Annotated in this window: 33 protein-coding genes, 1 tRNA gene and 1 pseudogene; 16 read left to right on the forward strand and 19 right to left on the reverse strand. The window is 65.0% G+C overall.

Going from position 1 to position 22,109, the window contains the following annotated elements; all coding sequences use genetic code 11:
• Positions 1–29: 29 nt before the first annotated feature.
• Both rpoH and ASF53_RS16935 read right to left on the reverse strand, forming a co-directional pair.
• On the reverse strand, positions 30–926 hold the full coding sequence (gene rpoH / locus ASF53_RS16930) for an RNA polymerase sigma factor RpoH (protein WP_056200849.1): 897 nt from the start codon (positions 924–926) through the stop codon (positions 30–32).
• A gap of 261 nt (positions 927–1,187) precedes the next feature.
• The gene (locus tag ASF53_RS16935; protein ID WP_056200853.1) at positions 1,188–3,194 is read right to left on the reverse strand and encodes a putative bifunctional diguanylate cyclase/phosphodiesterase; all 2,007 of its coding nucleotides are present in this window, start codon (positions 3,192–3,194) and stop codon (positions 1,188–1,190) included.
• Between the two features lie 488 nt (positions 3,195–3,682).
• Here ASF53_RS16935 and ASF53_RS16940 point away from each other — a divergent pair, with 488 nt between their 5' ends.
• The gene (locus tag ASF53_RS16940) at positions 3,683–3,898 is read left to right on the forward strand and encodes a hypothetical protein (RefSeq protein WP_286134502.1); all 216 of its coding nucleotides are present in this window, start codon (positions 3,683–3,685) and stop codon (positions 3,896–3,898) included.
• 36 nt (positions 3,899–3,934) lie between these two features.
• Here ASF53_RS16940 and ASF53_RS16945 read toward each other — a convergent pair whose 3' ends face one another.
• Positions 3,935–4,384: a GNAT family N-acetyltransferase gene (locus tag ASF53_RS16945; RefSeq protein WP_056200860.1), complete on the reverse strand. Its 450-nt coding sequence runs from the start codon at positions 4,382–4,384 to the stop codon at positions 3,935–3,937.
• Between the two features lie 196 nt (positions 4,385–4,580).
• Entirely contained in the window at positions 4,581–5,612 is a 1,032-nt protein-coding gene (locus tag ASF53_RS16950; protein WP_082482785.1) for an RluA family pseudouridine synthase, read from the reverse strand.
• 65 nt (positions 5,613–5,677) lie between these two features.
• Between ASF53_RS16950 and ASF53_RS16955 the strand changes: the two genes are divergently transcribed.
• Positions 5,678–5,753: transfer RNA gene (locus ASF53_RS16955), tRNA-Glu, on the forward strand.
• A 55-nt stretch (positions 5,754–5,808) separates the two neighbouring features.
• On the opposite strand, the gene ASF53_RS16960 is transcribed toward ASF53_RS16955, so the two are convergent.
• From ASF53_RS16960 to ASF53_RS16980, 5 genes are all read right to left on the reverse strand, one after another.
• Positions 5,809–6,864, reverse strand: coding sequence for a tyrosine-type recombinase/integrase (locus ASF53_RS16960; protein WP_056200867.1), 1,056 nt, complete (start codon positions 6,862–6,864; stop codon positions 5,809–5,811).
• On the reverse strand, positions 6,854–7,108 hold the full coding sequence (locus tag ASF53_RS16965; protein WP_156635604.1) for a helix-turn-helix transcriptional regulator: 255 nt from the start codon (positions 7,106–7,108) through the stop codon (positions 6,854–6,856). Before ASF53_RS16965 ends, ASF53_RS16960 begins: the two co-directional genes overlap by 11 nt.
• Positions 7,109–7,195: 87 nt before the next feature.
• The gene (locus tag ASF53_RS16970) at positions 7,196–7,717 is read right to left on the reverse strand and encodes a MerR family transcriptional regulator (protein WP_056200873.1); all 522 of its coding nucleotides are present in this window, start codon (positions 7,715–7,717) and stop codon (positions 7,196–7,198) included.
• A 70-nt stretch (positions 7,718–7,787) separates the two neighbouring features.
• Complete coding sequence (locus ASF53_RS16975) at positions 7,788–7,967, reverse strand: hypothetical protein (RefSeq protein WP_056200875.1); 180 nt, start codon at positions 7,965–7,967, stop codon at positions 7,788–7,790.
• Positions 7,967–8,362 (reverse strand): hypothetical protein, encoded by a 396-nt coding sequence (locus ASF53_RS16980; protein WP_056200878.1) that lies wholly within the window; start codon positions 8,360–8,362, stop codon positions 7,967–7,969. The genes ASF53_RS16975 and ASF53_RS16980 overlap by 1 nt, the downstream gene beginning before the upstream one ends.
• A 155-nt stretch (positions 8,363–8,517) precedes the next feature.
• Here ASF53_RS16980 and ASF53_RS26345 point away from each other — a divergent pair, with 155 nt between their 5' ends.
• From ASF53_RS26345 to ASF53_RS27085, 3 genes are all read left to right on the forward strand, one after another.
• The gene (locus tag ASF53_RS26345) at positions 8,518–8,655 is read left to right on the forward strand and encodes a hypothetical protein (RefSeq protein WP_186442373.1); all 138 of its coding nucleotides are present in this window, start codon (positions 8,518–8,520) and stop codon (positions 8,653–8,655) included.
• 375 nt (positions 8,656–9,030) lie between these two features.
• Complete coding sequence (locus ASF53_RS26450) at positions 9,031–9,291, forward strand: hypothetical protein (RefSeq protein WP_210168540.1); 261 nt, start codon at positions 9,031–9,033, stop codon at positions 9,289–9,291.
• Positions 9,292–9,332: 41 nt separating this feature from the next.
• Complete coding sequence (locus ASF53_RS27085) at positions 9,333–9,620, forward strand: VpaChn25_0724 family phage protein (protein WP_502690592.1); 288 nt, start codon at positions 9,333–9,335, stop codon at positions 9,618–9,620.
• Positions 9,621–9,699: 79 nt separating this feature from the next.
• On the opposite strand, the gene ASF53_RS25165 is transcribed toward ASF53_RS27085, so the two are convergent.
• Positions 9,700–10,701 (reverse strand): ParA family protein, encoded by a 1,002-nt coding sequence (locus ASF53_RS25165; RefSeq protein WP_082482787.1) that lies wholly within the window; start codon positions 10,699–10,701, stop codon positions 9,700–9,702.
• A gap of 527 nt (positions 10,702–11,228) precedes the next feature.
• Here ASF53_RS25165 and ASF53_RS16990 point away from each other — a divergent pair.
• From ASF53_RS16990 to ASF53_RS25180, 5 genes are all read left to right on the forward strand, one after another.
• The gene (locus ASF53_RS16990) at positions 11,229–11,555 is read left to right on the forward strand and encodes a hypothetical protein (protein WP_286134505.1); all 327 of its coding nucleotides are present in this window, start codon (positions 11,229–11,231) and stop codon (positions 11,553–11,555) included.
• Between the two features lie 79 nt (positions 11,556–11,634).
• A complete protein-coding gene (locus ASF53_RS16995) occupies positions 11,635–11,895 on the forward strand; it encodes a hypothetical protein (protein ID WP_056200887.1) in 261 nt (86 codons plus the stop codon).
• Positions 11,896–12,156: 261 nt separating this feature from the next.
• Positions 12,157–12,537 (forward strand): type II toxin-antitoxin system RelE/ParE family toxin, encoded by a 381-nt coding sequence (locus ASF53_RS25170; protein ID WP_082482789.1) that lies wholly within the window; start codon positions 12,157–12,159, stop codon positions 12,535–12,537.
• Between the two features lie 39 nt (positions 12,538–12,576).
• Positions 12,577–12,912: a helix-turn-helix domain-containing protein gene (locus ASF53_RS25175; RefSeq protein ID WP_082482791.1), complete on the forward strand. Its 336-nt coding sequence runs from the start codon at positions 12,577–12,579 to the stop codon at positions 12,910–12,912.
• A gap of 190 nt (positions 12,913–13,102) precedes the next feature.
• Entirely contained in the window at positions 13,103–13,387 is a 285-nt protein-coding gene (locus ASF53_RS25180) for a hypothetical protein (RefSeq protein ID WP_082482793.1), read from the forward strand.
• Positions 13,388–13,465: 78 nt separating this feature from the next.
• On the opposite strand, the gene ASF53_RS27015 is transcribed toward ASF53_RS25180, so the two are convergent.
• The 3 genes and pseudogenes from ASF53_RS27015 to ASF53_RS26835 all read right to left on the reverse strand — a co-directional run.
• Positions 13,466–13,582, reverse strand: coding sequence for a DUF4113 domain-containing protein (locus tag ASF53_RS27015; protein ID WP_353652181.1), 117 nt, complete (start codon positions 13,580–13,582; stop codon positions 13,466–13,468).
• Positions 13,583–13,701: 119 nt separating this feature from the next.
• A complete protein-coding gene (locus ASF53_RS26830; RefSeq protein WP_286134507.1) occupies positions 13,702–14,154 on the reverse strand; it encodes an SH3 domain-containing protein in 453 nt (150 codons plus the stop codon).
• Positions 14,155–14,532: 378 nt separating this feature from the next.
• Positions 14,533–14,688 (reverse strand): annotated as a pseudogene (locus tag ASF53_RS26835) (DUF4236 domain-containing protein); the annotation flags it as partial.
• Positions 14,689–14,890: 202 nt separating this feature from the next.
• Between ASF53_RS26835 and ASF53_RS27090 the strand changes: the two are divergent.
• From ASF53_RS27090 to ASF53_RS25875, 6 genes are all read left to right on the forward strand, one after another.
• Entirely contained in the window at positions 14,891–15,061 is a 171-nt protein-coding gene (locus ASF53_RS27090; protein WP_502690591.1) for a YdcA family protein, read from the forward strand.
• Complete coding sequence (locus ASF53_RS17000; protein WP_056200890.1) at positions 15,058–15,771, forward strand: thermonuclease family protein; 714 nt, start codon at positions 15,058–15,060, stop codon at positions 15,769–15,771. The genes ASF53_RS27090 and ASF53_RS17000 overlap by 4 nt, the downstream gene beginning before the upstream one ends.
• Positions 15,772–15,927: 156 nt before the next feature.
• Positions 15,928–16,176 (forward strand): hypothetical protein, encoded by a 249-nt coding sequence (locus ASF53_RS17005; protein WP_056200893.1) that lies wholly within the window; start codon positions 15,928–15,930, stop codon positions 16,174–16,176.
• Positions 16,177–16,232: 56 nt separating this feature from the next.
• Positions 16,233–16,382 carry a hypothetical protein gene (locus tag ASF53_RS25870; RefSeq protein ID WP_156635610.1) on the forward strand — a complete coding sequence of 50 codons (150 nt, stop codon included), beginning with the start codon at positions 16,233–16,235 and terminating at the stop codon, positions 16,380–16,382.
• 1 nt (position 16,383) lies between these two features.
• Complete coding sequence (locus tag ASF53_RS17010) at positions 16,384–16,680, forward strand: DUF5334 family protein (RefSeq protein WP_286134506.1); 297 nt, start codon at positions 16,384–16,386, stop codon at positions 16,678–16,680.
• On the forward strand, positions 16,680–17,165 hold the full coding sequence (locus ASF53_RS25875; RefSeq protein ID WP_156635612.1) for a hypothetical protein: 486 nt from the start codon (positions 16,680–16,682) through the stop codon (positions 17,163–17,165). The genes ASF53_RS17010 and ASF53_RS25875 overlap by 1 nt, the downstream gene beginning before the upstream one ends.
• Before the next feature lie 440 nt (positions 17,166–17,605).
• Here the strand turns inward: ASF53_RS25875 and ASF53_RS26155 are convergent, their stop codons facing one another.
• The 6 genes from ASF53_RS26155 to ASF53_RS17045 form a co-directional block, all read right to left on the reverse strand.
• Positions 17,606–18,250 (reverse strand): hypothetical protein, encoded by a 645-nt coding sequence (locus tag ASF53_RS26155; RefSeq protein WP_162242233.1) that lies wholly within the window; start codon positions 18,248–18,250, stop codon positions 17,606–17,608.
• Positions 18,251–18,897: 647 nt separating this feature from the next.
• Positions 18,898–19,488 carry a hypothetical protein gene (locus ASF53_RS17025; protein ID WP_056200903.1) on the reverse strand — a complete coding sequence of 197 codons (591 nt, stop codon included), beginning with the start codon at positions 19,486–19,488 and terminating at the stop codon, positions 18,898–18,900.
• A gap of 143 nt (positions 19,489–19,631) precedes the next feature.
• The gene (locus tag ASF53_RS17030) at positions 19,632–20,555 is read right to left on the reverse strand and encodes a S49 family peptidase (RefSeq protein WP_056200907.1); all 924 of its coding nucleotides are present in this window, start codon (positions 20,553–20,555) and stop codon (positions 19,632–19,634) included.
• Complete coding sequence (locus ASF53_RS17035) at positions 20,552–20,734, reverse strand: hypothetical protein (RefSeq protein WP_056200911.1); 183 nt, start codon at positions 20,732–20,734, stop codon at positions 20,552–20,554. The genes ASF53_RS17030 and ASF53_RS17035 overlap by 4 nt, the downstream gene beginning before the upstream one ends.
• Before the next feature lie 102 nt (positions 20,735–20,836).
• A complete protein-coding gene (locus ASF53_RS17040; RefSeq protein WP_056200915.1) occupies positions 20,837–21,889 on the reverse strand; it encodes a hypothetical protein in 1,053 nt (350 codons plus the stop codon).
• A gap of 13 nt (positions 21,890–21,902) precedes the next feature.
• A complete protein-coding gene (locus tag ASF53_RS17045) occupies positions 21,903–22,109 on the reverse strand; it encodes a hypothetical protein (protein ID WP_141950536.1) in 207 nt (68 codons plus the stop codon).

Genomic DNA, 22,109 nt, shown 5'->3' on the forward strand with positions numbered 1-22,109 from the left:
ATAAAAGCCGCCAACTTTGTAGAAATATTTTACGATTGTGCTCGCAATTCGGTCCGGGGCAGTTCGCGTGTCGCGAGGTTGCGCTTGACCGCCTCCTGCACCTTCTCGAAGGCCCGCACCTCGATCTGGCGGACGCGCTCGCGCGAGACGCCGAACTCGCCGGAGAGATCCTCCAGGGTGATCGGGTCGTCGGCCAGCCGCCGCGCCTCGAAGATGCGCCGTTCGCGCGGGTTCAGTACGCCGAGCGCGTCGCGCAGGGCCGAGAGGCGGTTGCGCCCCTCTTCCTCGCGGGCGAGCACGGTCTCCTGGCTCGGGCTGTTGTCCACCAGCCAATCCTGCCACTCGCCTTCGCCCTCCTCGCGCAGCGGCGCGTTGAGCGAGGTGTCGCCGGACAGGCGGCGGTTCATGTCGATCACGTCCTGCGTCGGCACGCCAAGCGAGGTGGCGATGTGCTGGACCTGATCGGGGCGCAGATCACCCTCATCGAGCGCCGAGATGCGGCCCTTCGCCTTGCGCAGGTTGAAGAACAGCTTCTTCTGGTTGGCGGTGGTGCCCATCTTCACGAGGGACCACGAGCGCAGGATGTATTCCTGGATCGCCGCCTTGATCCACCACATCGCGTAGGTGGCCAGCCGGAAGCCCTTGTCCGGATCGAAGCGCTTGACGGCCTGCATCAGGCCGACATTGCCCTCGGACACCACTTCGCTGATCGGCAGGCCGTAGCCGCGATAGCCCATGGCGATCTTGGCCACGAGACGCAGATGCGAGGTGACGAGGCGGTGGGCGGCTTCGCGGTCACCGTCGTCGCGCCAGCTCTTGGCAAGGGTAAACTCTTCCGCCGGCTCCAGCATCGGAAACTTGCGGATCTCATCGAGGTAGCGCGAAAGGCCTCCCTCATTGGCGAGCACGGGCAGAGCGCCGGCCATGTGCACCTCCTTCAACAGCCCCCCTGTCGGGCGGGCTCCAAGCGAATGGCCGCTCCCTTGAGCCGACCACGCCGCTCCCCATCTTAGTGGAAATCCGTCATGCCCGGTAGCGACCAACGCTGTTCACGCAGGGTCCAACGCGCGAACCGGAGTCCGGGTTTAACGTGTCACGGGCGCACAGGGGTCGCAGTGCCGAAACGCACCTTTCCTAGCCCCCTCTCGACGCGTCGCCTGAACCGCGGCCCGTCTCGATAGGCCCCCTCACGCCCCGCGCAGGCGCAACTCCTGAACGTCCGCGCCGAGGCGCGCATCGAGGAAGCGCAGGATGTCATCCCGCGGCTGCGGGCGGCCGAGATGGTAGCCCTGCATGAAGGGGCAGCCCATGGCCTGGAGCGTGGCGAGGTCGTCGGCGGTCTCGATGCCCTCGGCCACGACTTCGAGACCGAGCGCCCGGCCGAGACCGAGCACCGCCTGGACGAGGCCGCGCTTGTCCTCGGCCTCGGTCAAACCGGTGACGAGGCTGCGGTCGATCTTGACCCGGTCGGCCCGCAATTGGCGCACCGAGGCCAGGGACGAGTAGCCGGTCCCGAAATCATCGAGCGCCATCCGGATGCCGGCCCGCGACAGCGCCAGCAGCTTGCCCTGCACCGCCTCGATGTCGAGTGCCGTCTCCTCGGTGATCTCGATCTCCAGGGCCGTGGCCGGCAGGCCGAGCACCCTGAGCCGCCCGAGCACGATCTCATCGACCGCGATCTGCGCCATCTCCCGCGGCGAGACGTTCATCGCCACCGAGAGATCGTGAAGTCCCCGCGCCCGCAGCGCGCACAGCATCGCGCAGACCTGCTCCAGGATGAAGCGCAGCAGCGATTCCGTCAGGCCCGCCATGGCGGCGGCGGAGATCAGGTCGGGGGGCGGCACCCAGCCATGCACCGGGTGGTGCCACCGCACCAGCGCCTCCAAATTGGTCACGCTGCGGCCGTCCGCGCCGAAGATCGGCTGGAACCACACTTCCAGCTCCCCCTCGGCCAGGGCTTGGGAGAGGTCGCGCTCGCCATCGCGCCGGATTTCCAGGCGCGTGCTGAGCCCGTCGTCGAACAGGCGGACGTGATTGCGGCCCGCATGCTTGGCGGCATAGAGCGCCTCGTCGGCGCAACTCAGCAGATGGGTCAGGCTGTCCGCCGGACGGTGGCAGATGCCGATGCTCATGCCGAGCCGGCCCGTATCGAAGCTCTCGAACGGTTCGGCCACGGTCCGGATCAGGCGCTCCGCGAGGGCGGCGGGGCTCTCGCTCACCTGGGCACTGTCGTAGACGAGGGCGAACTCGTCGCCTCCGAGCCGGGCGGCATCGCACTCCACCGGCAGGGCGACCCGGATGCGGCGGGCGACCTCGGCGAGAACGCGGTCCCCGGTGGAGTGGCCGTAGACGTCGTTGACCGATTTGAAGCCGTCGAGGTCGAGCAGCATCAGGCAGACCGGCGCGCCTGCCGCCAGCCGCTCCTCGGCCCGCTGGACGAAGCCCGCGCGGTTCAGGAGGCCGGTCAGCCCGTCATGCGTCGCGCGCTCGCGCATCTCCTCCGCCAGGGCGCTCGCGCTGGCATGGGCGGCCTTGCGCGCCTCGGCGAGCGCGGTCGCCTCGTTCTTCAGGCGGCTGGTCTCCCGGAATCCCCGCTCGGTCGCGATCGAGCTGCGGATCAGGGCGACGAGGTAGAGCAGCACGGTGGCCGCGAGGCAGGTCCGATCGAAACCACCGACGGCAAGCAGGTACCCCGCGACCGACAGGAGCGGCGGCGTGATGAAGCAGATCGGGATCCGCGCGTAGGCAATGCCGTGGGTCACCGCGCCGGCCGTGATCCCGCAGGTGACGGTGAGATAGAAAAGCGTCTGCGCCGAGGTGTAGCCGTCGCACAGCACGGGCAGGAAGGCCCAGACGGAGCCGGAGAGGAGCGCGGCAAGGCAGGCCAGCCACAGCTGCCGGTCGATCGAGCGGGCGGCGGCCGCTTCGGAGATCGCAGCCCGGCCGGGGGACATCGCCAGCCCGGCACAGGGCGCCCGGCACAACCCGAAGCGCAACCCGTTGACGGCAGTGGAGGCGGAAAACCAGAGGCCGCCGACGGCGCCGTGCCCCGAATGCAGGGCGACCAGGAAGCCCGCCAGACCGAGAAGCACGTTGACGGGCAGGGCCTGCTGCACGCTGGCGCGCACCGCCTCGAGCTGATCGCGGCGAATCAACCTGTCGAGATGCGGCTCGGTGCTCGAACGTGAGCGCATGAGGACGAGTCCGGGTCGGACGCTTCGGAGATGAAGCACACTGCCTTTACGCGCAAAGACGTAACAGATGGTTGAGAAGAGCTTCATCATCCGGCGGCCCGTCGAGATGACGAGCCCCTGACGTCATGACAGACCTTACCTTACGTTCGTCTGGAATGATCTTTTGGCAAGAGGCGGAGAAATCCCGATATGAGCGAGGCGGCCTTGTTCTAATGGCTATGGTCCCCGCTACGCCGGACGCTGCGGGGATCGATCCCCCCCGGATCGCCGAGGATGAAGTGTCCGTCACCAAACGCCCGCAGCGCCGCCCGGCTCGGGGCGGGACGGAACGATCGGTGATCGGACGTCCTGCGCGGCACCTTCCAGCGCAAGGACGTTCCGGTCGCGCGATGCCGCCTTCGGTCGCCTTCCAACCGCGTTTCGGTATTCTACTTGTCCGGGCATCCGGCGCCCCGAGCGCCACGCTCATCCCCTTCGCAAAGGTCGTCATGCGCGTTTTCCATTCGGTCGGTCGGGCCTGCGGCAACGGCCTTCGCTCCGGCGTCGGCGGGCTGAGCGCCGCGCTCGACGGCCTGACGCTTCTCGTCGGGCGTGCCTCGGACCGCTTCGACGCGCATTGGGCGCGACGGACGACACGACTCCGGTCGCGCCGCCGACAGGACGGCCCGCGGCGGCCGCTCGATCTGCCCTTCCTCCACCTGTAGACCGCGTCCCGGTACTCGACTCGCCTAGGCCGCCCGTCACCCCTTCTTGCGCAAGGGGCGCACGAAGCAGCCCGCGCTCGGCACGAAGCCGGTCGCACCGCAGAATTCCGGCAAGCCAGTCTCCTCCGTGGCGGCCAGAAGCTGGATCGTACCACAACCCGCCATCCGCGCAGCCTGCGAGGCGGCCTTCAGCAACTGGCGGCCGACGCCGCGGCGCCGCCCGTCCGGGGCGACGAGCAGCATCGTGATCTGCGCCATCGGCGAGGCCTGCTCGAGCACCGGATACCAGTGCAGCACCACGATCCCGCTCGGCGGCCCCCATTCGAGGGCAAGCAGCGCCGTGCCGTGGCCATACCGGAGCGTGTCGAGTTGCTCGGCCAGGACGTGCGAGGGCACGGGATGGCCCGAAGCACTCAACAGCTCCGCAAGCCCCGGCGCATCGGCCGGCTGCGCCGAGCGGATCTCCAACCCGTATCGGCTTCCCAACAGCACCTCCGCCCGATGTCGCCCTCAACCCGCGCTCGGAGCCCGAGCGCGACCTGCGCTCCTTTATGAGCCCGACAGCGCGGGTGTTTCACGGCGGCCGGCCCGGACGCAAGGCGACAGGGTTGCCGGGTCCGCGCCGTTGCCGTGGTGTGGTTCGTGGCGCTGGCCCCCAGCGCCCGGAGGCCAGCGGGTCGTCTCAGTCGAGGGCGGCCAGCAGCCGCGCGAAATCCTCCGGCAGCGGGCTCTCGAAGCGCAGGCGCTCGCCGGAGCGCGGATGGAGAAATCCGAGTTCGACCGCGTGCAGGGCGTGCCGTCCGAGGGCGTCCAGGGCGGCGCGAGCAGGCTCGCTGAGCCGGGCCGCCTTGGTCTTGAAGGCGCCGCCATAGACCGCATCTCCCAGGAGCGGATGGCCGCGATGGCTCAGATGCACCCGGATCTGGTGGGTGCGCCCGGTTTCCAGGTGGCAGCGCAGCAGGGCGGTGACGCCACTCTCCCCGTGCACTTTCTCGATCCGGTAGTGGGTGATCGCCTCCCGCCCCTCGCCCTCGCGGACCACGGCGATCTTTTCGCGATTGTGGCGTGAGCGCGCGAGGTTCGCGCGGATCGTGCCGGCCCGCGGCTCCGGTACGTTCCAGACCAGAGCGAGATAGGCCCGCTCCAGGGCGCCGCTGCGGCCATGGTCGGCGAACTGGGCCGAGAGGCCCTGATGGGCGAGATCGTTCTTGGCGACGACCAGCAGGCCGCTCGTGTCCTTGTCGAGACGGTGGACGATGCCGGGCCGGCGCACGCCGCCGATCCCCGACAGGCTCGCCCCGCAATGCGCGATCAGCCGATTGACGAGGGTGCCGTCCTCGTGACCCGCCGCCGGATGCACGACGAGCCCCGCCGGCTTGTCGATGACGATGAGGTCTTCGTCCTCATGGACGACGGTGAGCGGCAAAGCCTCGCCCAGCGGCTCGGCGGGGAGCGCCGCCGGGACGCTGAGGTCGATCCGGCTGCCCGCGCCGACCTTGCGCGCGGGATCGCGCACCACGACCCCGTCGCAGCGCACGAGTCCCTCGCGCACCAGGCCCTGAAGCCGGGCACGGGAGAGATCGTCGAAGACGCGGGCAAGGACGCGGTCGAGCCGCTCGGGAACGGTTCCCTCGTCGAGGACGAGGCTACGCGCCTCGTCCGCGCCGGGGACCATGGAAAGCACCGTGGAGGACACCGTGAGGATTCTCGTCATTTCGCCCCGGAAAGCGCTTGCGGGGTCCGGAATGCCTCGCTATACGAACCCCCGTCGGCCCGGAAGCTCCCATCGTCTAGCGGTCTAGGACGTCGCCCTCTCACGGCGAAAACAGGGGTTCGATTCCCCTTGGGAGCGCCACCGGCGACTATAAGTCATTGTTTTTCCTTTGACTTTTCGAGCATTTCCCAAACCTTCAAGATGCGGTTTGGGCTGGCTTGTTCTTCTTCCATCCCTCTAGTTTCGTGATCGCGCCCGTGGACAGGCCCGCTCTGTCGGCCTCACGGGTGTAGCGTTCAGCCTCGGCCAAGGTGCTGTGGCCGAGCACGGCCATGATCTCGTGCGGGGAGCACCCTGCCTCGGCGAGACGGCGCCCGGCGGCCTTGCGCAGGCCATGCGGTTGCGCGTCGAGCGGCAGGCTGGCTGCGGTGATGGCGTCCCGCATGAACCCCGAGTATCCGTCCACCGTGAAGGGTTTGCCGTACTCGGTGTTGAGGATGGTGGCGTGCTGGCGTGCCGTCTGGGCGAGGACTTCCCGCAGCTCGATGTGCAGCGGGATGTCGATCTTGGCGCCGGTCTTCTGCTGAACGACGCGGATGCGATCGCCCTTCACGTCGGCCCATGTCATCCGGTGCACGTCGGAGCGACGCTGGCCGGTGAAGAGCTGAAGCGCGTAGGCGAGCCGCTGTTTGCTGCCGACCGGCCAGTGCGCCTCGAACTGCGCGATCTCATCATCTGTCCACGACCGGATTTCACCGATTTTGGGACGGCGGATCGCGACGGATGGATCCGAACTGAGCCACCCGAGCACGATGGCGCGCCGGATCAGGATGCGCAGCTTCTTCAGGGTGTCGAGCGCCGCACCGGGCTTGTCCGCGAGGGGGTCGAGGAAGGCCTTCACGATGCGCCCGTGAGTCAGGCCGGCAACCATGCGGTGCCCGTGCTCGATGCGGATTATCTCCAGGCGCCGCCGGTAGCCGTCCTTTGTCGTATCGCGCAGGCCGATGTAGTCGGCGCTCTTCTTGTACGACTGAATCAGCGCCTCGATGCTCCCCGGCGTGGCCACCGGGCGCTTCGGAGCCGCTTTCACAATGCGGCCGGCAAGAGCCTCTTGGTAGGCCGAAAGGAATTCCTCCGAGCCTATGGGGCCGGGCAGAGGTACGCGAGGTCCCTTATCTTTGCGGAAGTAGAGCCTCAGTTTCCCGTGGCGGTCTCGGAAGGCTTCGACGTAGGGCGGCTTGCTACGCGGCATCGATGTCGTCCCAGCTGGTGTCCTGGAGCGCATCATTGCCGTCCACGGGCAGGCTGTCTGCCGCGGCGTCCAACTCGCGCACGCACCATACCTTGCGGGCGTCGATCCGACGGGGGCGCGGCATCCGACCGTCCTTCACCAGCTCATCGAACTTGTTCGGCGAGAGGCAGACATAGGCAGCCGCACCCTCCCGGCTGACGAGCCGGGGCGCAAGGTTGGGGGGAAGGGCGAACTGACGTGCCATCGGCCTTTTCGGGAAGTGGAAAGCGCCAAACCGGCTTGGTGAGTCTTCGTCCATCGGGCCAGCGCGGATGCGAAGGCTGGCCGCGCCCTATGCCTTCCCGCCGGAAGCCAAATCAGGAGTGCCGGCCAAATGCTCGCGCATGCGGCGCAGAGCCGTCGCAATTACCTCGTCAAGGGAGACGATCAGGACGGCCGGAGCCGGCAGCGGAGCAGAGGCATCCGCCTGAAGCTCAACGTGCCAGCCAAACGCGTAAGAAGCATCCGGCCATACGATCAGGCGAAGCCCTCTGAAGACTTCGATGACACCCGCGTCGTCCAGATCCTTGTTCCGCTGCCCGATCTCGTGTGGGACCTTGAATAGGGGGTCGAGCACGGCCTGCCGCGCCTGCCGGCTCGCCTCCTCGACCTTCAAGCCGAAATCGACCAGCTTCCGCGTGATCGCGAGGATCGCGATGTCCACGACATCGAACTCCTTCCAGCCGCTCTCGGGCTCAGAGCCGGGGAAGCCAAGCTGCCCGCGGGCGAGCCAGTTGCGCAGCGATTTGGGTGTGGTGTCGATGGCGTAGGCGGCCGTCGAGAATCGAATTTTCCGTTCGACGATGGATGCCATCGAATGTCCTCCACTGAGTCCTTTTGTGGATACACTCAGCAGAGAACTTTCGTCAAGCCGTGACTCAACTTCAAGGCCGATGAACGAGGGTCAGCCGACCCGCCGCGATCTCGCTTTCGAGCCGATCCAAGCACTCGCCGGCCCGCCGGTGGTGCGCCTCGGAGGTCAGCCACAGCCGGCGCGCCTCCTCGGCGTGGTGGCGTGCCTGCCAGATCAGGATGCGGGTGCGGAGATAGACGAGGACGGCCATCACGCAGTCCTCCGCTGAACGGACGCATACGCGTGGTTCAGGGCCCGCGAGAGAGCGCCGAGCTTGTCCACGGCATATTCGAGCGCGTCGGCGTGATCCTCGGAGAGGAGGCAGGCGCGGGCCGCGCTGCGCCTACTCACCGTCTGAGCGACCACCATGTCCGTGATGCGGGCCATGGCGGTGAGTTCGGCTACGACCTCTTCGAGGTCGAGGTAGGCTCGCGCGAGGCGGCGATCACTGTGGCAGGCCGGTTCCGGCTTGGGTACGTCAAGCGTAGGGAGAAGCACCGCGTCGAGATCGACCGTGATGCCGCGCTCGGCGAAATGGCGCTCCAGCGCTTGGCGGATGGCGACGATCGGATCGGGCGCGGGTGTGCTATTGGCATGGTCAGCCATTCGCGATCTCCTTGGGATCGTGGGCGGTTAGGGCCGACTCGGTGCTGGAACACCTAGTCGGCCCGACCAGTTTCTGATATTGATTACACATGGCATTGTCAATATCGAAAACTAAAGGCAAAGGCGGCCGCCCGCGCACTGACGCGACCCCGATAATGGTGCGGGTCTACCCCGATCAGCTCGCCGCCCTCGATGCCTGGATTGCTGTGCAACCTGAGCCGAAGCCATCACGGCCTGAGGCTATCCGTAAAGCCTTTGGCGAGCACCTGAAGGCGCAGGGCTACCTCAAGTGAGAACCCTCGCAATGTGTGTGGCTGCGGCCGCATGCATCATCGTCTCTCACCCTCAGTGCCACGCTATAGAGTTCGAGGACCCGCCCTATCGAGTGAAGCGACTTCTTCGAGGATGCTGGACGAAGGACGTGCCCCCGAAGGACGGCCGGCGCTGGGGCTCGTCAGCAACTATGTGTTTCATGGAAGGACGCACGATCGGCGGCGGGTACGTGGATGCCGGGCATGGTGGTGACTTCTGCGAACGCTACCGCGTCGATGGCCGGCGCCTCGCCATGCGGGACAATAACGGCAATGCCGAGCGGTGCCTCTACCACGTGGCGGAGGATCGCAGCTCACTAGCCCTCGGCGATTGCAGGAGGGCGGGCGAGTGGAAGCGTGACGGTCAGTTCACGCTTCATGGTTGGCCATGCAGAATACAGCAGGAAATCGAGACAGATGACGAGTGACTCGACTGTTGTTGCTCAAATCCAAGTCGCATCATCTGCCTCACAGCAGGACAAGAGCTTCGATGCCTGGATCTTTGCTCAGTCGGATCCGAAGCCGTCCCGGCTGGAGGCGATCCGCCACGCTCTAGCGAATTGGCTCACCGGCCAGGGCCGTGTGCAGAACCGGGATGATCCTGAGGGAGTGAATTGACCCTGCCGTCGAACGGACCGCCAAACCCCATCGCAGAAATCGTGTCCCAGCATCGCGCTCTGGCTGTGTTGCGCATTCTGATCAACGACACGGTCAACGGCCGGACGAATGACCGAGTGCTATCCGACGCACTCGACACATGGGGCCTTAGATGCAGCTTGGCCGCTCTCCAAGCTAGCATTCGGCATCTAGAGCATTCGGGTCTGATCACGACAAGCTCAGCTGGCGACATACGCGTGATCAGCATCACGCGAGAGGGCCAGGAGGTAGCGACCGGCAAACAAAAAGCGGACGGCGTACTGCCGTTCTCAGCTGACTGCCCGTATTGAGCTATATTTCGATACCTTGAATACGGTGAATGCATGCGATTCATCATGCCCTCGCATACATTCACCGTCCTCTGAGATCTTACGGCCAAGTAGCAACCTGTTTCAGGGTTTCCACTATCTGCTCGAAGTGCTCATCCGACTCCGCAGCAGTTCTGATATGTGCGCCAGTGAGCCCGTGCGCAGACCGAAGGTCGTATACCGGAAGTCGCGCATTGAGAGAATATGGAATGAGGCTATGAAGATTTGGAATTTGACCCAATTTGTATATCTCGTCATCCCATAATACAACTTGATCGCTTGGCAACTTGGAAACAATATTTTCCCTAATAGCCGGCTCAAGACGCCTTCCGTAGATTCTCCATCCTGCTGTCATGCCAGATGCTCCAGTCGAGCGCTGATTGTGCATCTGCACCACGTAACCGAGATATGAGGGGCGCCCAGCGGGGATCGAAAGACTCCCGCCTCCCGCCCAAGCTGCGTTGCACTGATCCCATTCCCTACGCCAGCCAACAAGTTTATTTCCCAGATTTTCTGTTCCTTGAATTGAAAATAGATCTGGTGCAACCGGAGTTATAAAATAGCCACTTGAAGCCAAAATAGCTCTGTTCAAAGCCCCCAAATTAGGACCAAGATCAATCAAAACTATATCGGCGTTGATACTACTGCTAGCGAACTCGATGTAGCGATGGATCGCAGACTGAGCCCGAAGGTCCGGCTCGCTGCCTCCTTTTGCGCTATTCCATGTGTCGCCTAGTCGATCTTCGAAATCGCTAAGCCTCATGTCCCCAGGGACTAGGTAGAGTTCATATTCATTTCTAATTTTCGTTGGCGCTCGATTTCTGATATCGCCCGTCGTCCGATACACAGGGAGGATATTTTGGAAAATACTATTTCCCAGATCGCCCCATGATCGCCGAATAGCGCTATCCCGCATTGAATAAGAACTCAGATTGCATTGCGGATCACAATCGACCATTAATATGTTTAGGCCGTCGCGGGCTAATAGATTGGCAACATGGTACATATATGTAGTCTTGCCGACGCCGCCTTTATTATTGAATATACTGATTATTTTCGACATGTTGCGTCCTGGGTCACTCGGCCGTGATGCCCACGAGATTACCATCTGTGATACGTGTTTGCATCCGCAGAGTTCATGGAATGAGATGTCGATGCTGAGGTGGAGTGTCCCCTGAGCCAGCCGCCAATCCTGGATGCTGGCATCCCCAGCCGCCCCACTTTCGGACGGTCAGCGCGTCTCAAGACAGCGCCACAATGTTTTCTGACACCACCTCACCCGGCGGTGTCGGCTGCCGCCCGGCTACTGGGCGCTCGGTGGTAACAATCTCGACGATTACATCGCTCAGGATGCTGCCGAGAATGCAACTCGCGCTCCTTGCGTGCGTCCCGCTGCTGAACGCACCTGCCTCGGCCCAGGCTGGCAGCAAGTGACGTGAGCATGAATCATCGTGTGTCGCCTCCCTTGTTGGCATCGAGGCCAGCGCTGCGATTGAATGGATAGGGGGATCTGAGATGGCTTGGTATTCGACCACACTCGCTGGCGTTGCCCTTATCGTCGCGGCCTCATGCACGACCGCGTCAGCGCAGATGCCGAAGCGGGTCGGCGCGTGCTCCACCAGCACCATCAAGGCCATCGGCACCCGGTTCAGCGACAAGCTGGTCGAGCCGAAGCAGGGTGAGCCGGGCGAGGGGACGAGCGTCGAGCTCGGCAACGGCGTCTACGGGATCTCCTACGATTACGTGCCGCAGGTCGGCCGCTCGCGGATCGGCGATAGGGTGATGACCTGCCTCGCATCCGTCCCGAAGGGCTGCCCCAAGGGCGACAACCGCGGCAAGTTCTACACGACGACGAACCTGCGGACCCAGGAGTCGTGGACGCTACCGGATTCGCAGCATATGTGCGGCGGCGCTTGAACGCTTCGGGTGTCCGAGGCTGTTTGCCAGAGTGCTGCTGATCTCCCTCAGGAGCCCTTCCGGAGTGCAGGAGCGTGCCATGGCGGTACCTGACCGCGAGCTTGAATTCTCTCCGCTATCCGGCCGGGCGACCCGCGACGGCGTGACGGTGCAGGTCCACATCTACCGCTTCGCCGGCACCGACGACGGCTGGACGCTTGAGGTGGTCGACCACGAGGATGGATCGACGGTCTGGAACGGGCTCTTCGACACAGACGTCGAGGCCTATGAGGCCTTCGAGCAATGCATCCGAAAGGACGGCATCAGGACATTCACGGAGGATGCGCCGACGTGGCACTGATGGAGAACGCAGCTGCCATCCTCATAGAGGAGAACGGCGAGGAGCCTGGGGTGCGGCTGAAGAAAAGCTGAGCCACCGTTCGGCGTTCAGCGATTGCGCCAATCAGCGGATTTGCCGTGACGAAAAATTAGCCTGGCGAGGGAACCGGTACTCCAATGGCGCATTTTATCGTTGACTGAGGTGCTCCAACGGCGTACTTCGTTACCTGTGGCGGACGCTCGAGCCTTCGGGGCGGGCGTGTAGGCTGGAGTTCATTTAGTCATGTTCAATGCCGGCTCGTACATGATTACTATTGCGGAGGTTGGCGCATTCTCGGACGAGGCAGGTCAGATCTTCACGCGGCAAGAGTATGAAGATCTTGTCCTGTTTCTTGCGGATCATCCGGACGCAGGCGAGATCATCCCGGGAACTGGAGGCGTGCGAAAAGTGCGCTGGCCTGCCCGAGGACAGGGCAAGCGCGGTGGGGCGCGAGTGATCTACTACTTTCGCGACCTGAACGTGCCCGTTTATCTCTTGGCAGTCTACGCTAAGGGCGAAAAACTTAACCTCACTCAGAAGGAAAAACGCCAGATGGAAAAGCTAGTTGATCAGATAGTTGAAACGACGATGGCAAGTCGCCTGCGGGTTATCAGGCGGGCCTAAGGCCCGCCCAGCGCACTCGGGGGACTAAAGAGGTTTATCATGTCTGGTCGCAAAATAATTACTGGTCTGACGCAGGCGTTGGCGCACGCGCAGGGCGAGGCGACCAATATCCGCGAACGCCGCATCAAGGTTGAGGACAGTGTAAACGTTCGAGAGATTCGCAAAAAGCTCTCACTCACTCAGCACGAATTCGCGCTGCAGTTCGGATTTAGCGTTGCTGCTGTCCGTCATTGGGAGCAAGGAAGCCGGGTTCCGGAGATGTCGGCCAGGGTTTTGCTAACGCTGATCGATCGAGACCCTTCCTATGTTCGTCGCGCTCTTGGCATGGATGAGGAGCTGCCTCAACCTGCTCAAAAGAAGTGCGCCTGCGGATAGCAGCAGTCGCCAATCGCAATAACCATCGGATGAAGAACGGCCGCCGGGTCTGGTACACCCGACGGCCTGAAAGATCCGACCCGCATGACTGACAGCCGGGCGCGGGACAGGCTGTGTGACAGCAACGCCATAATGGCGCTCACATGCCTTTGGTCAAGCCCGGCTCCAACTCAAAAGGAGTGAGCTGGCCATGCCAAGCTTCGATGTTGCACACCTGCATAAGCAGGGGCAGGATATGATTATCTTTCCGCTAGATCGGTCGTTCGGATATAAGTCCGATCGTGAGCAGTCCGAAATTTTGGCGGAGTTGGAGGAGCGGGCCAACAACGCCGGCCTGCGCGGCACGGCAGTAGCTGTCTGGGATGGCGGCGGTGGTCGATCGGCATTTCGTGCACCACGGCCGTGGCACCCTTTTTTCAGCACCTTTGGTCTGCGTGACGTCCTCCGAAATGTAAACAAGCAGATCAGCTGGTAGGCCCGGTGGCCCTGTTGTCGCTGGGCGAGGCGCAAGCTTCGCTCAGCGCAACTCGCTTAAGCGAACTCAAAACTCTGCTTAGGCCTGCGCGACCGGTAGCTCGGAGACCTGCATCGTGTAACGCGGCGTGCGCATCTCGCAACTCGTCGTCCAGGCGCGTCGCTTCTGCGCGAAAGTGGGCCGCGCCGGCAGCACACTGCCGAGACCGAAGCAGGCGTTGCAGGCGTCCAGCGCCCCATGAGCCGGCTTGCATGCTCGCGGTCAAGCCGGCCAATCAGCATACGAGGCCCACGGCCGTGGCGCAGACTGTGCGATCAGCGGCTAGACCGGTAGCTCGCGACCATCTCAGGGGTGATGTCCGCCGGGTAGCACAGCGGCGAGTAGCCGCCCGGCCGCGAATGGGCGCTCCGACGCCCACATGATCGACCGCCACGGTCGGTCTGGTAGGGGCAGGCGCAGCTGCCGGGATAGCTCGCGATCGATTCCGCTATCAGGAGCTTGGCAATTGCCGCGACACTGAGCGCCGGGGCAGCCTTCGGTGCTGGCGGCTTCTCTGCTTCCTCAGCCGGCGGAGCGTCGCGCAGGCGCTTCGCCTGGATCCAACCTTCGCGTTGCGTCAGGCCGTGGCGCACCCGAACCCAGCCGGGCCGCCGCTCCAGAGCAGTCACCGCTTGGCCGGGGCCGAGCCGATCTAGGATCTGGCCCTTCTGATCGGCGGCTCCGCGCAGAGCCACCTTCCGGCCCGACACGTACAGCGTCTCAGGCACCGAGGGAGCTGGTTCCGAAGCAGGTGCGGGCGGGCGAGACGAAGCTGGAGGGGACGCCGGAACCTCCACGCGGACCGCTGTCGGTGGATCGGGTATCGGTGCGACCACAGAAGGCGACGGCGATGCCGGCGCGGCTGTCCACACGACAGGTTGGCCGGACTGAAGAGCAGGCGCAGGAGCTGACGCGGTTGGCCCGCTGTCGGGCTGCCTCATGATCAGGACAGCCAAGATGAGCGCTGCAGCTACGCCGATCGCGCGTGGAAGGCTGAGGCGACGGCCCACGCGTGGGTCGGCCGCCGGCAAAGGCGGCGAGGGCTCAATGGGCGCGCTCGCCTTCCGGCGCTTCTTACCCGATGCCAGTTGCCCCGAGTACGTCAGGCCGGTGCCGGGAATACCGTAAGTCGCCTTCGTTCCCTTCGGGCCAACGTTCACGGTCGCACCGCGACCGCCGAAACTGTAGCTGAGGCCGGACTTGCTGAGGTTGACGCGTATTCCTGGCGCGATCCGCAACGACCGCCTGAACCGAAAGCCCATCTCAGCGCCCCGACCGAGCCTTATCGTTGATTCGCAAGGCTTCGCTCGGCAGAGGGTCTCACGGATGAGGTGTGTTGTCTGCCGAGAGGCATTGGCAACGGCTTCACATCACGCGTAACTGCATCATCAACGCTGCGTTTCGGTGATCGAGCTAAGCAGCAATGACACCCGATCACAGCGGTTCGATATAAGAGGGGGTTAGATGCTTCGCGCGCTCGTCGTTGGCATTCTGTTGGCGCTCGCCTGCACAAGGGCAGAAGCCCGAAACACTCCGTGTTCCGGGAGCAAAGGCGGCATTAAGGCCTGCCAGAGCGGCAAGTTCCTCTGCAATGACGGATCGATCAGCGCGTCTAAGCGGGTCTGTTCCCGATGATGCGTTTCGCGCTGGCGGCCTTTTTGCTCTCCGCTTCGCCCGCTCTCGCTGAGACCGTTACCGGCCGCGCCTCCGTCATTGACGGCGATACGCTTGAGATCAGGGGGCAGCGCTTCCGGCTCCAAGGTGTCGATACGCCGGAGAGCGCCCAGATGTGCGGCGACGCGGCCGGCAAGGACTATCCGTGCGGCCGGAAGGCCGCACTCGCCCTCGCCGATAAGATCGGCCAGGGCAACGTCGCCTGCGAATCGATCGAAAAGGATCGGTACGGACGCACGGTCGCGGTCTGCCGACTCGGCGCGCTCGACCTGAACGGATGGCTGGTCGAGGAAGGCCTCGGAATGGCCTACCGACGCTACTCGACCGCCTATGCCGCGCAGGAGGATGCTGCCAAGCGAGCGAAGCGCGGGATCTGGGCGGGCCAGTTCACGGCGCCTTGGGATTGGCGGAAGGGCGAGCGGGTGCAGAGCGTAGGAATGGCCGCGCCCAGCGGTCCGGTTGGACCGGTCCCGGCACCGAAGACGCCGCCGGCTGCCAGCTCCAGCGCTTGCGCTATCAAGGGCAATATCTCGCGCAAGGGTGATCGGATCTACCACATGCCTGGCACCCGCGATTACGAGCGCACGCAGATCAACGAGGCCTCCGGCGAGCGCATGTTCTGTTCCGAGGATGAGGCGAAGGCCGCGGGCTGGCGGGCGCCTCGCGGCTGAGCAGTCGATCAGCCTGCGGTGACACGCCGATCATAAAGCGTATCGCGTCAACCACAGGTTTGAATATTGCCGTTGGGACCGGCTTCTCAGCCTCGACGATCCCTCAGGGGCGTGATGCAGTATCCGTGGCGCCAACTCAGCGCCGGGGAAACGTCCATGCGCACTGTCATTGCCGTCGCCATCCTTGTGGCCTCCATCGCCTCGGCTCAAGCTCAGTATTACGGCTACGGTTCGGGCTCGAACTCACGCAGTCACAGCGTCGGCGGGTACACGAACAGCCACGGGACCTACGTCGACTCCTATCAGCGCACGAACCCGAACTCGACGCAGATGGACAACTTCGGCACTCGTGGAAACTACAACTCCTACAACGGCAGCTACGGCACGCGCGGCCCACGGTACTGAGCGGCCCGCGCGATTTTGCATCAGCGTCCGCCGCATCGCCCACCAGGAAACTCGTCATGAAGAAGGCATTTGCGGTTTTTGCCGCCGCACTGACGCTCGCCACCATCGTCGCTACCGCCGTCGAGGCGCGCGGCCGAACAGGAAGCCATCGCATTGGCGGAACCAATAGCCACGGTAAGGGCAGCCATTACGTCGGCGGGCGCTGAGATGATGTCCAGGGCGCTTCAACTCCGGGGCAAGCGCTCCGTCTGCGCATTGATCATTGCGCTCCTTCCGGCGCAGGCGCTTGGATGGGACGGGACAAATTCAGAGACCGGCGATTCAATCGAGATCGGGCGCGGCGAGACGGTGCGCCGCGGCCGCTCGATCGACTACTACGATCACGGCAGCGGCGACTACCGGAGCCTGGACGTGGACAGCGTCCGGCGGCGGGGGAACAGTGTCGAGATCGAAGGCACCGATGACGCAGGAAATTCAGTCACACTTGAAATGGACGGCGAGTGATGCCGCGCCTAGCCTCGGTATCAATGTCCGCATTTGCAGCCCTTTTGCTGCAGGCAATGATAGGGACGGCCTATGCCGCCACCATTCTTGCACGTTGCGGGCCGTCTATAGGGCAGAGTTATTACTTCGAGGCGGGCGTCGTCGGCCCCGGCCAAGGCGGTTGGAAGAAAGACGGTTTTGATGGCGGCAGAATCACTGCTTACATCAATGACAAGGAACAGCTCGACATTTTGATGAAGGATGGAGCGGGGCTTAAAAGCTATCTCGCCGAGGGATATAAAATATCATTGGTGAGTCTAAGCAAAGATGATAAGTCATTTCTACTTGCTGCTTATGGGCAAGGGTTTGCGGAGACGTATTTGTTCAAAATAAATGATCTTGGTGTTGGTACACTTGCCTGGACCGCCAGCAAGGTCACCCCGCTTGTTATCCGCACAACAGTTATGACGGCTGAGTGCGGACCGAAATACGACATAACTCAGTGATGGCTCAGCGCCTTAGCGTCCTTTCTCATCAATGAGGAAGGCCATCGCCGAGGATGCGCTACCTCGATCCATTCGGTTCCGCGCCGCGCGACTGCAGCGCCTGCCGCAGGACCGCGCCTGCGCAGGGCGTGGCCGTCCCCCGCTGAAGGATGGTCCCGATCCGGCCGACACTTTCCGGCGCCACCAGGATCTCCGCCAGCGCCCTGTTGTTCCGGCCGAACCACGCCCGCCGCGCCCCCGTCTCCGGCCTGCGTCAGAAGCGAAGCGCTGCCTGTGCGCAAAGCCGTCATGGCCTGGGCGGTGAGCGGCATCTCGCCGACGGTCTCGCGGATCTGGTGATCTAAGTCGGTCAAGCTGCCCTGCAGCTTGGAGGATTGGAGGGTACATCCGGGCGCTCGCCGAGCGCTGGGACCAGCGGGCTGATGCAGGTACCTGATGATCTATGCTGCCTTCTCGGCAGGCCACCGCTCTAAGATCCGGGTGGTGATGCCGTCGGCGGTGATGACGGTGTGCTGGCAGAAGCCACCCACAGCCGGCTGCAGCTCGCAGCTGACCGGGTGCGGGAAACAGAGATCCCGCTGTGCCCGCATGATGCGTAGGCCATCGCGCAGGGGATCGAATGAAGCCATGCCGCCTATCAGGCCCAAGTCGCGCAGGCGGCCCATCAACTCGGGCGAGGACGGCGCGCACGTGTTCATGATTTGCTGCGCGCCTGCGGCCTCGTTGTTCGAGTCCACCACCCAACACTCCGGGCGGGAGCGCGCCTGCGACCATCCGGCCATCAGCACCATGTTGGGCCGGGCACGTGCTGTCGGATTGGCTACCTCGAACTGCGCCAGGGCGATGCTGTAGGTCTCACCCATGTCCTTCACCGCCTCGTCGAAGGTGGCGAAGCGCCACCGCGCCCGATCCGCGAAGTACTCCGGCAACTCGCTCGGCCCGCGCCCTGAGACCACGGCCGGCAGATGCCCGAGGATCCGCACCTTCTGCGCGGTGCCGAACACCTGCCCCTCGGGGCCGCGGAGCCAGCCATCGGTGAGTACGTGCACTGCGCTCTCGCGCACGTAGGCGTGAAGGGCCGTCAAAGTCGTCTCCATGGTCCGTGAGGGTGGCGCCGATGCAGTCCGAGTAGTTCGGTGCGGCGTAGTCGGGGGCGAACTTGAGGCGGCCGTTGAGCACCGGGATCGGTTGCATGGGCCGGGCGGCGTTGCCCCGAAGCCCGAATGAGTGCAGCGCATCGGTGCTGTTGGTCTTGCCGCCCGCCTTCGGGGCGAGAAAGTGGCTGATGGCCAGGGCGCCGGCGCCGACGATCGCGGCGGATGCGACGGCTCCACCGAAGCTCCCGAGCGAAGTCGCAAGCGCCGCGCCGAGCGGCCCAGCCGGCCCTGCCACTGCGGTCAGCGCGACGAGAGCGACAACGGAGAGAATGCTTTTGCCGACTGACCCACCGCGCCCGCCGCCGAGTGGCCGGCTGACGAACTCGACGTTGTCGTCCGCCCCGAGCGCCCGTGTCCCCCACTCGGCTCGGCCATAAAACTCGCCGTTGATGGTAAGGACAGTCGGCAACTCAAATCGCCAGGCGATCCGCGCCAGATAGGCCTTCACCGTCTCGCCCATGACGGCCCGTGCCTCGGCGATCGGAAGGATGAGCGCGGCATCCTCCGTCTGTCCCACGTCGTCGGGATCGTAGAGTTGTAGGCTGTGCTTCACGGCGACTTGCATGTGGCTCTCCTCACGCGGGCGGGGGCTGAAGCATCGGGTGAGCGGCGACGAAGGCGTCCCAGGCTTCGAGGTCGATCGGCTCGCCGGCCTTCGCGGCGAGGTCGTCCCAGTCGGGCTCGACCACGCGCTTATCGACCATGGTCTCGAAGCCCGAGACGCTGCCGGGCGGGATGCCGAGCATCCGCTCCGCCTCGTTCCAGAGGTGGACAGTCGTGATGCTGTCGAGAGCATAGGCCACGCGCATAGAGGCGCCGCTCGCGACGGCGGCCTCGGCACTGATCTTCCCGACTATGCCGACGAGCGTGGCGAGCACGATGAGGAGGCCGCCCTCCGGCTCTTCCTCGGTCTGCGGACCATCCTGCGGACCTGTCCGCGCTTCCTGCGGAATTGTCCGCACGTCCCGAGGCGCTGTCCGCACCGGGCGGTGGGCCGTGCCGCCCCGATACTTGGCCGGTCGTTGGTCGAGGTTCCACTCAGTGGCCTCGACATTGACCATCCCGTCGGGCGTGGTGACGAGGAGGCCCTTGTCCTGCCACTTCTGGACCGTGGATCGGTTCACCCCGTGGCGCCGAGCAAAGGCTGCCTTCGTCTCGGTCTGCATGTGTTGCCTGTTGCTGTTGCCTTGTTGCCTGTTGCCGGGTTTTCAGACCCTGGCGCTAGAAAGCTCGGGGGCCCCGACCACCCGTATAGGTCTGGGGATGCCAGGGGCCCTGACGGGTGGGGCGGGGTGTGGGGCGCCGGCCATCACCGGGCCTGCCTGCCTGCCGACCCTGACCGGTCCGCATTCGCCCGACGCTCGGCCGCAGCGGTGCGGGCGAGTTCGGTCAGGCTGGCGGCTTGGCTCTGGACGCGATCGGCCATGCCCGCAGCCACGGCAGCAGCACCGACCACGGCACCACCACGACCGAAGCCTTCGCGCACCCTGGCAACGGTGGTGTTCCGGCCTCGGGCCACATCGGCGATGAACTGAGCCTCAATGCCGTCGAGGAGGCTGCGGATCTCCGCGGCGCCTGCAGCATCCTCCGGATCGGGCCGCTTCTTCGGAGCATTCGAGGAGACGATCTCGATCTCCATGTTGCCCGAGGCGTCCGGCTTCACCTGCTTGGAGACAGCGGCCACCACACCGATCGAGCCGACGATGCCGGTCTTCTCGACGACCACCTCGGCGGCAGCCGATGCGATCCAGTATGCGGCAGAGGCCGCGTAGCCGGAGACATGGGCGAGGACACGCTTGCGCCCACGCATCGCGTAGATCTGGTCGGCGAGCGCGTTGATGCCGGTCGGCGAGCCGCCGGGCGAATCCACCAGCAGCATCACCGCGCCGACGTTCGGGTTGGCGAGGGCGAGCCGGAGGTCGTTGGCGAGCATGGCTGCGGAGACACCGCCGGACATCTCGGTGATGAGGTTGGCGCGAGGGAAGATCGGGCCGACGATCGGGACGATGGCGACGCCGTCGGCGGTCGTCACCGCATACCGGGCGCCGTCGAGGCGGCGGGCAGGCCCGCCGATGGTCGCCTCAAGGTCGCGCTTGAACCAGGCCTCGCCCTCGGCGGCACGCCGATCGGAGCGCTCCCCGCGGTCCAAGGTCACGATGCTGGCCAGAACGTGCAGGTAGTCGGGACGGATCGCCCACGGCTCGGCCAGAAGGGCGCGGTAGGCGCTGCTCATGACCGGCTGCCCTCCGAGGTCGATCCAGACCGCGTCGCGTTGTAGGCGTCGAGCGCGTCAACCAGTGCGTCGAACTCGACGCTCTCGGCGTCGCTGATGGAGCGGGTACGCACCACCTTCATCCATTCGTCGAGGCGGGCGAGGGCCTGCTGATGTTCGGCGTCGGTTCGGATCGTCATCAAAGCCTCACTGTGAATGGGAGCGCCCGCGGCCTGGCCATGCCCAGCTCCAGGCCGCGAACACCTCACCAAAGGGGGAGGACACCTTCCGGCGATCTCGGGTCAGGCCGCTTGACGGCCCTGCTCGGCGAGCCACGCAGCGCGGCGGCGGGCGGTCTCCTCCTCGATCCAGGCGCCGAGGTCGAAGCCGAGATCCGGCAGCGTGTAGATGTCGAGGTTTTGGGAGAAGCCGCGGCGACGTGCCTTCAGCGCCTCGATGTTCTGCGGCTCGCTCCTCGAAGCGAAGCCCTCCGCGATCGCCTGTTTCGCGACCGGTGCCGGGATCGTCGAGACGACGTGCGTAACGATCTCGGGCAGGTATCCCTTCCGGCGGGTGTAGCGAAACGGCTCGAGGATGAAGATCTGCTCCTGCGATACCGAAGGGGCGAAGTCGGGCTCGGGGCGTTCGAACCGCGGCAAGTCGGGAGAAGCTTCGCCAGCGCGAACCCGCGCCGCCAGTTCGCGTAGCGGATCGGTGAGCAGGGGCTTGGCCGGAGCTTCGCCATCGGTCGCCTCGATGGGCCGGGCGCTGAGCCAGCCGAACCGCTCCTGCCGACCTGCCTCGGATACCGCGATGCCGGGCAGCATCGTCGCGATCATGTGTCCGGTGAGATAGGCGGCCACGTGCTCCGGTGCCTCGCCACTGCGGCGGCCATGGAAGTCGTGGCGGGCGAAGTGCGGGGCGGCGGTGACGGTGATGGCACCGGCGAGCGCGGACTGTGCCTTCGCCAGATCGGCGACGGCCTGTCGAACCCGCTCGGCCGCGGCGTCGATCGCCTTGCCGTCCCGCTCCAGCGTCGCCGCGGCCGCCTCCCGCTCCCCGATGATGCGGGCGTCCTCGATCTTGCCCTCGGTGGCACCGATCCGGCGCTCGACCTCGGCCAGGGCATCGGCGATGCCGGCCGCCGTGCCCTCCACGTCGCGGCAGGCCCGCTCGGCCTCGGCGGTCGCGGCGGCGTCGCTGCCCTGGATCAGCACTTCCCGGCGTCGGGCGACGGCCTGCTCTAGCTCGGCCGCGATCGCGATCTGTCGGGCCTGGAGGTTATCGCGGGTGGTGAGGAGGCCGGCGAGTTCGCTTTCGAGCGTACCGGCGGCGACGAGCTTGGGCTTGGCCATAGGGTGATCCTCCTCAGGCAGCTTCGCGATGGGGGGGCATGTCGAGCGGCGGCAGCGCGATGCCGTCCGCGACGAGCTGGGCTCGCAGGGCGCTGCGCAGGTATTCGGACGTCGACGTCCGCCGCTTGCGGGCCGCTTCGAGGACGGCATCGGCGACGCCGCGCTCGGTGCGGAACCGCATGAATTCAGGGAAGGTCATGGAACGGGCGGCGGTCTGCAC

Origin of the sequence: Methylobacterium sp. Leaf123, assembly GCF_001423405.1 — a bacterium.
Taxonomy (GTDB): domain Bacteria; phylum Pseudomonadota; class Alphaproteobacteria; order Rhizobiales; family Beijerinckiaceae; genus Methylobacterium.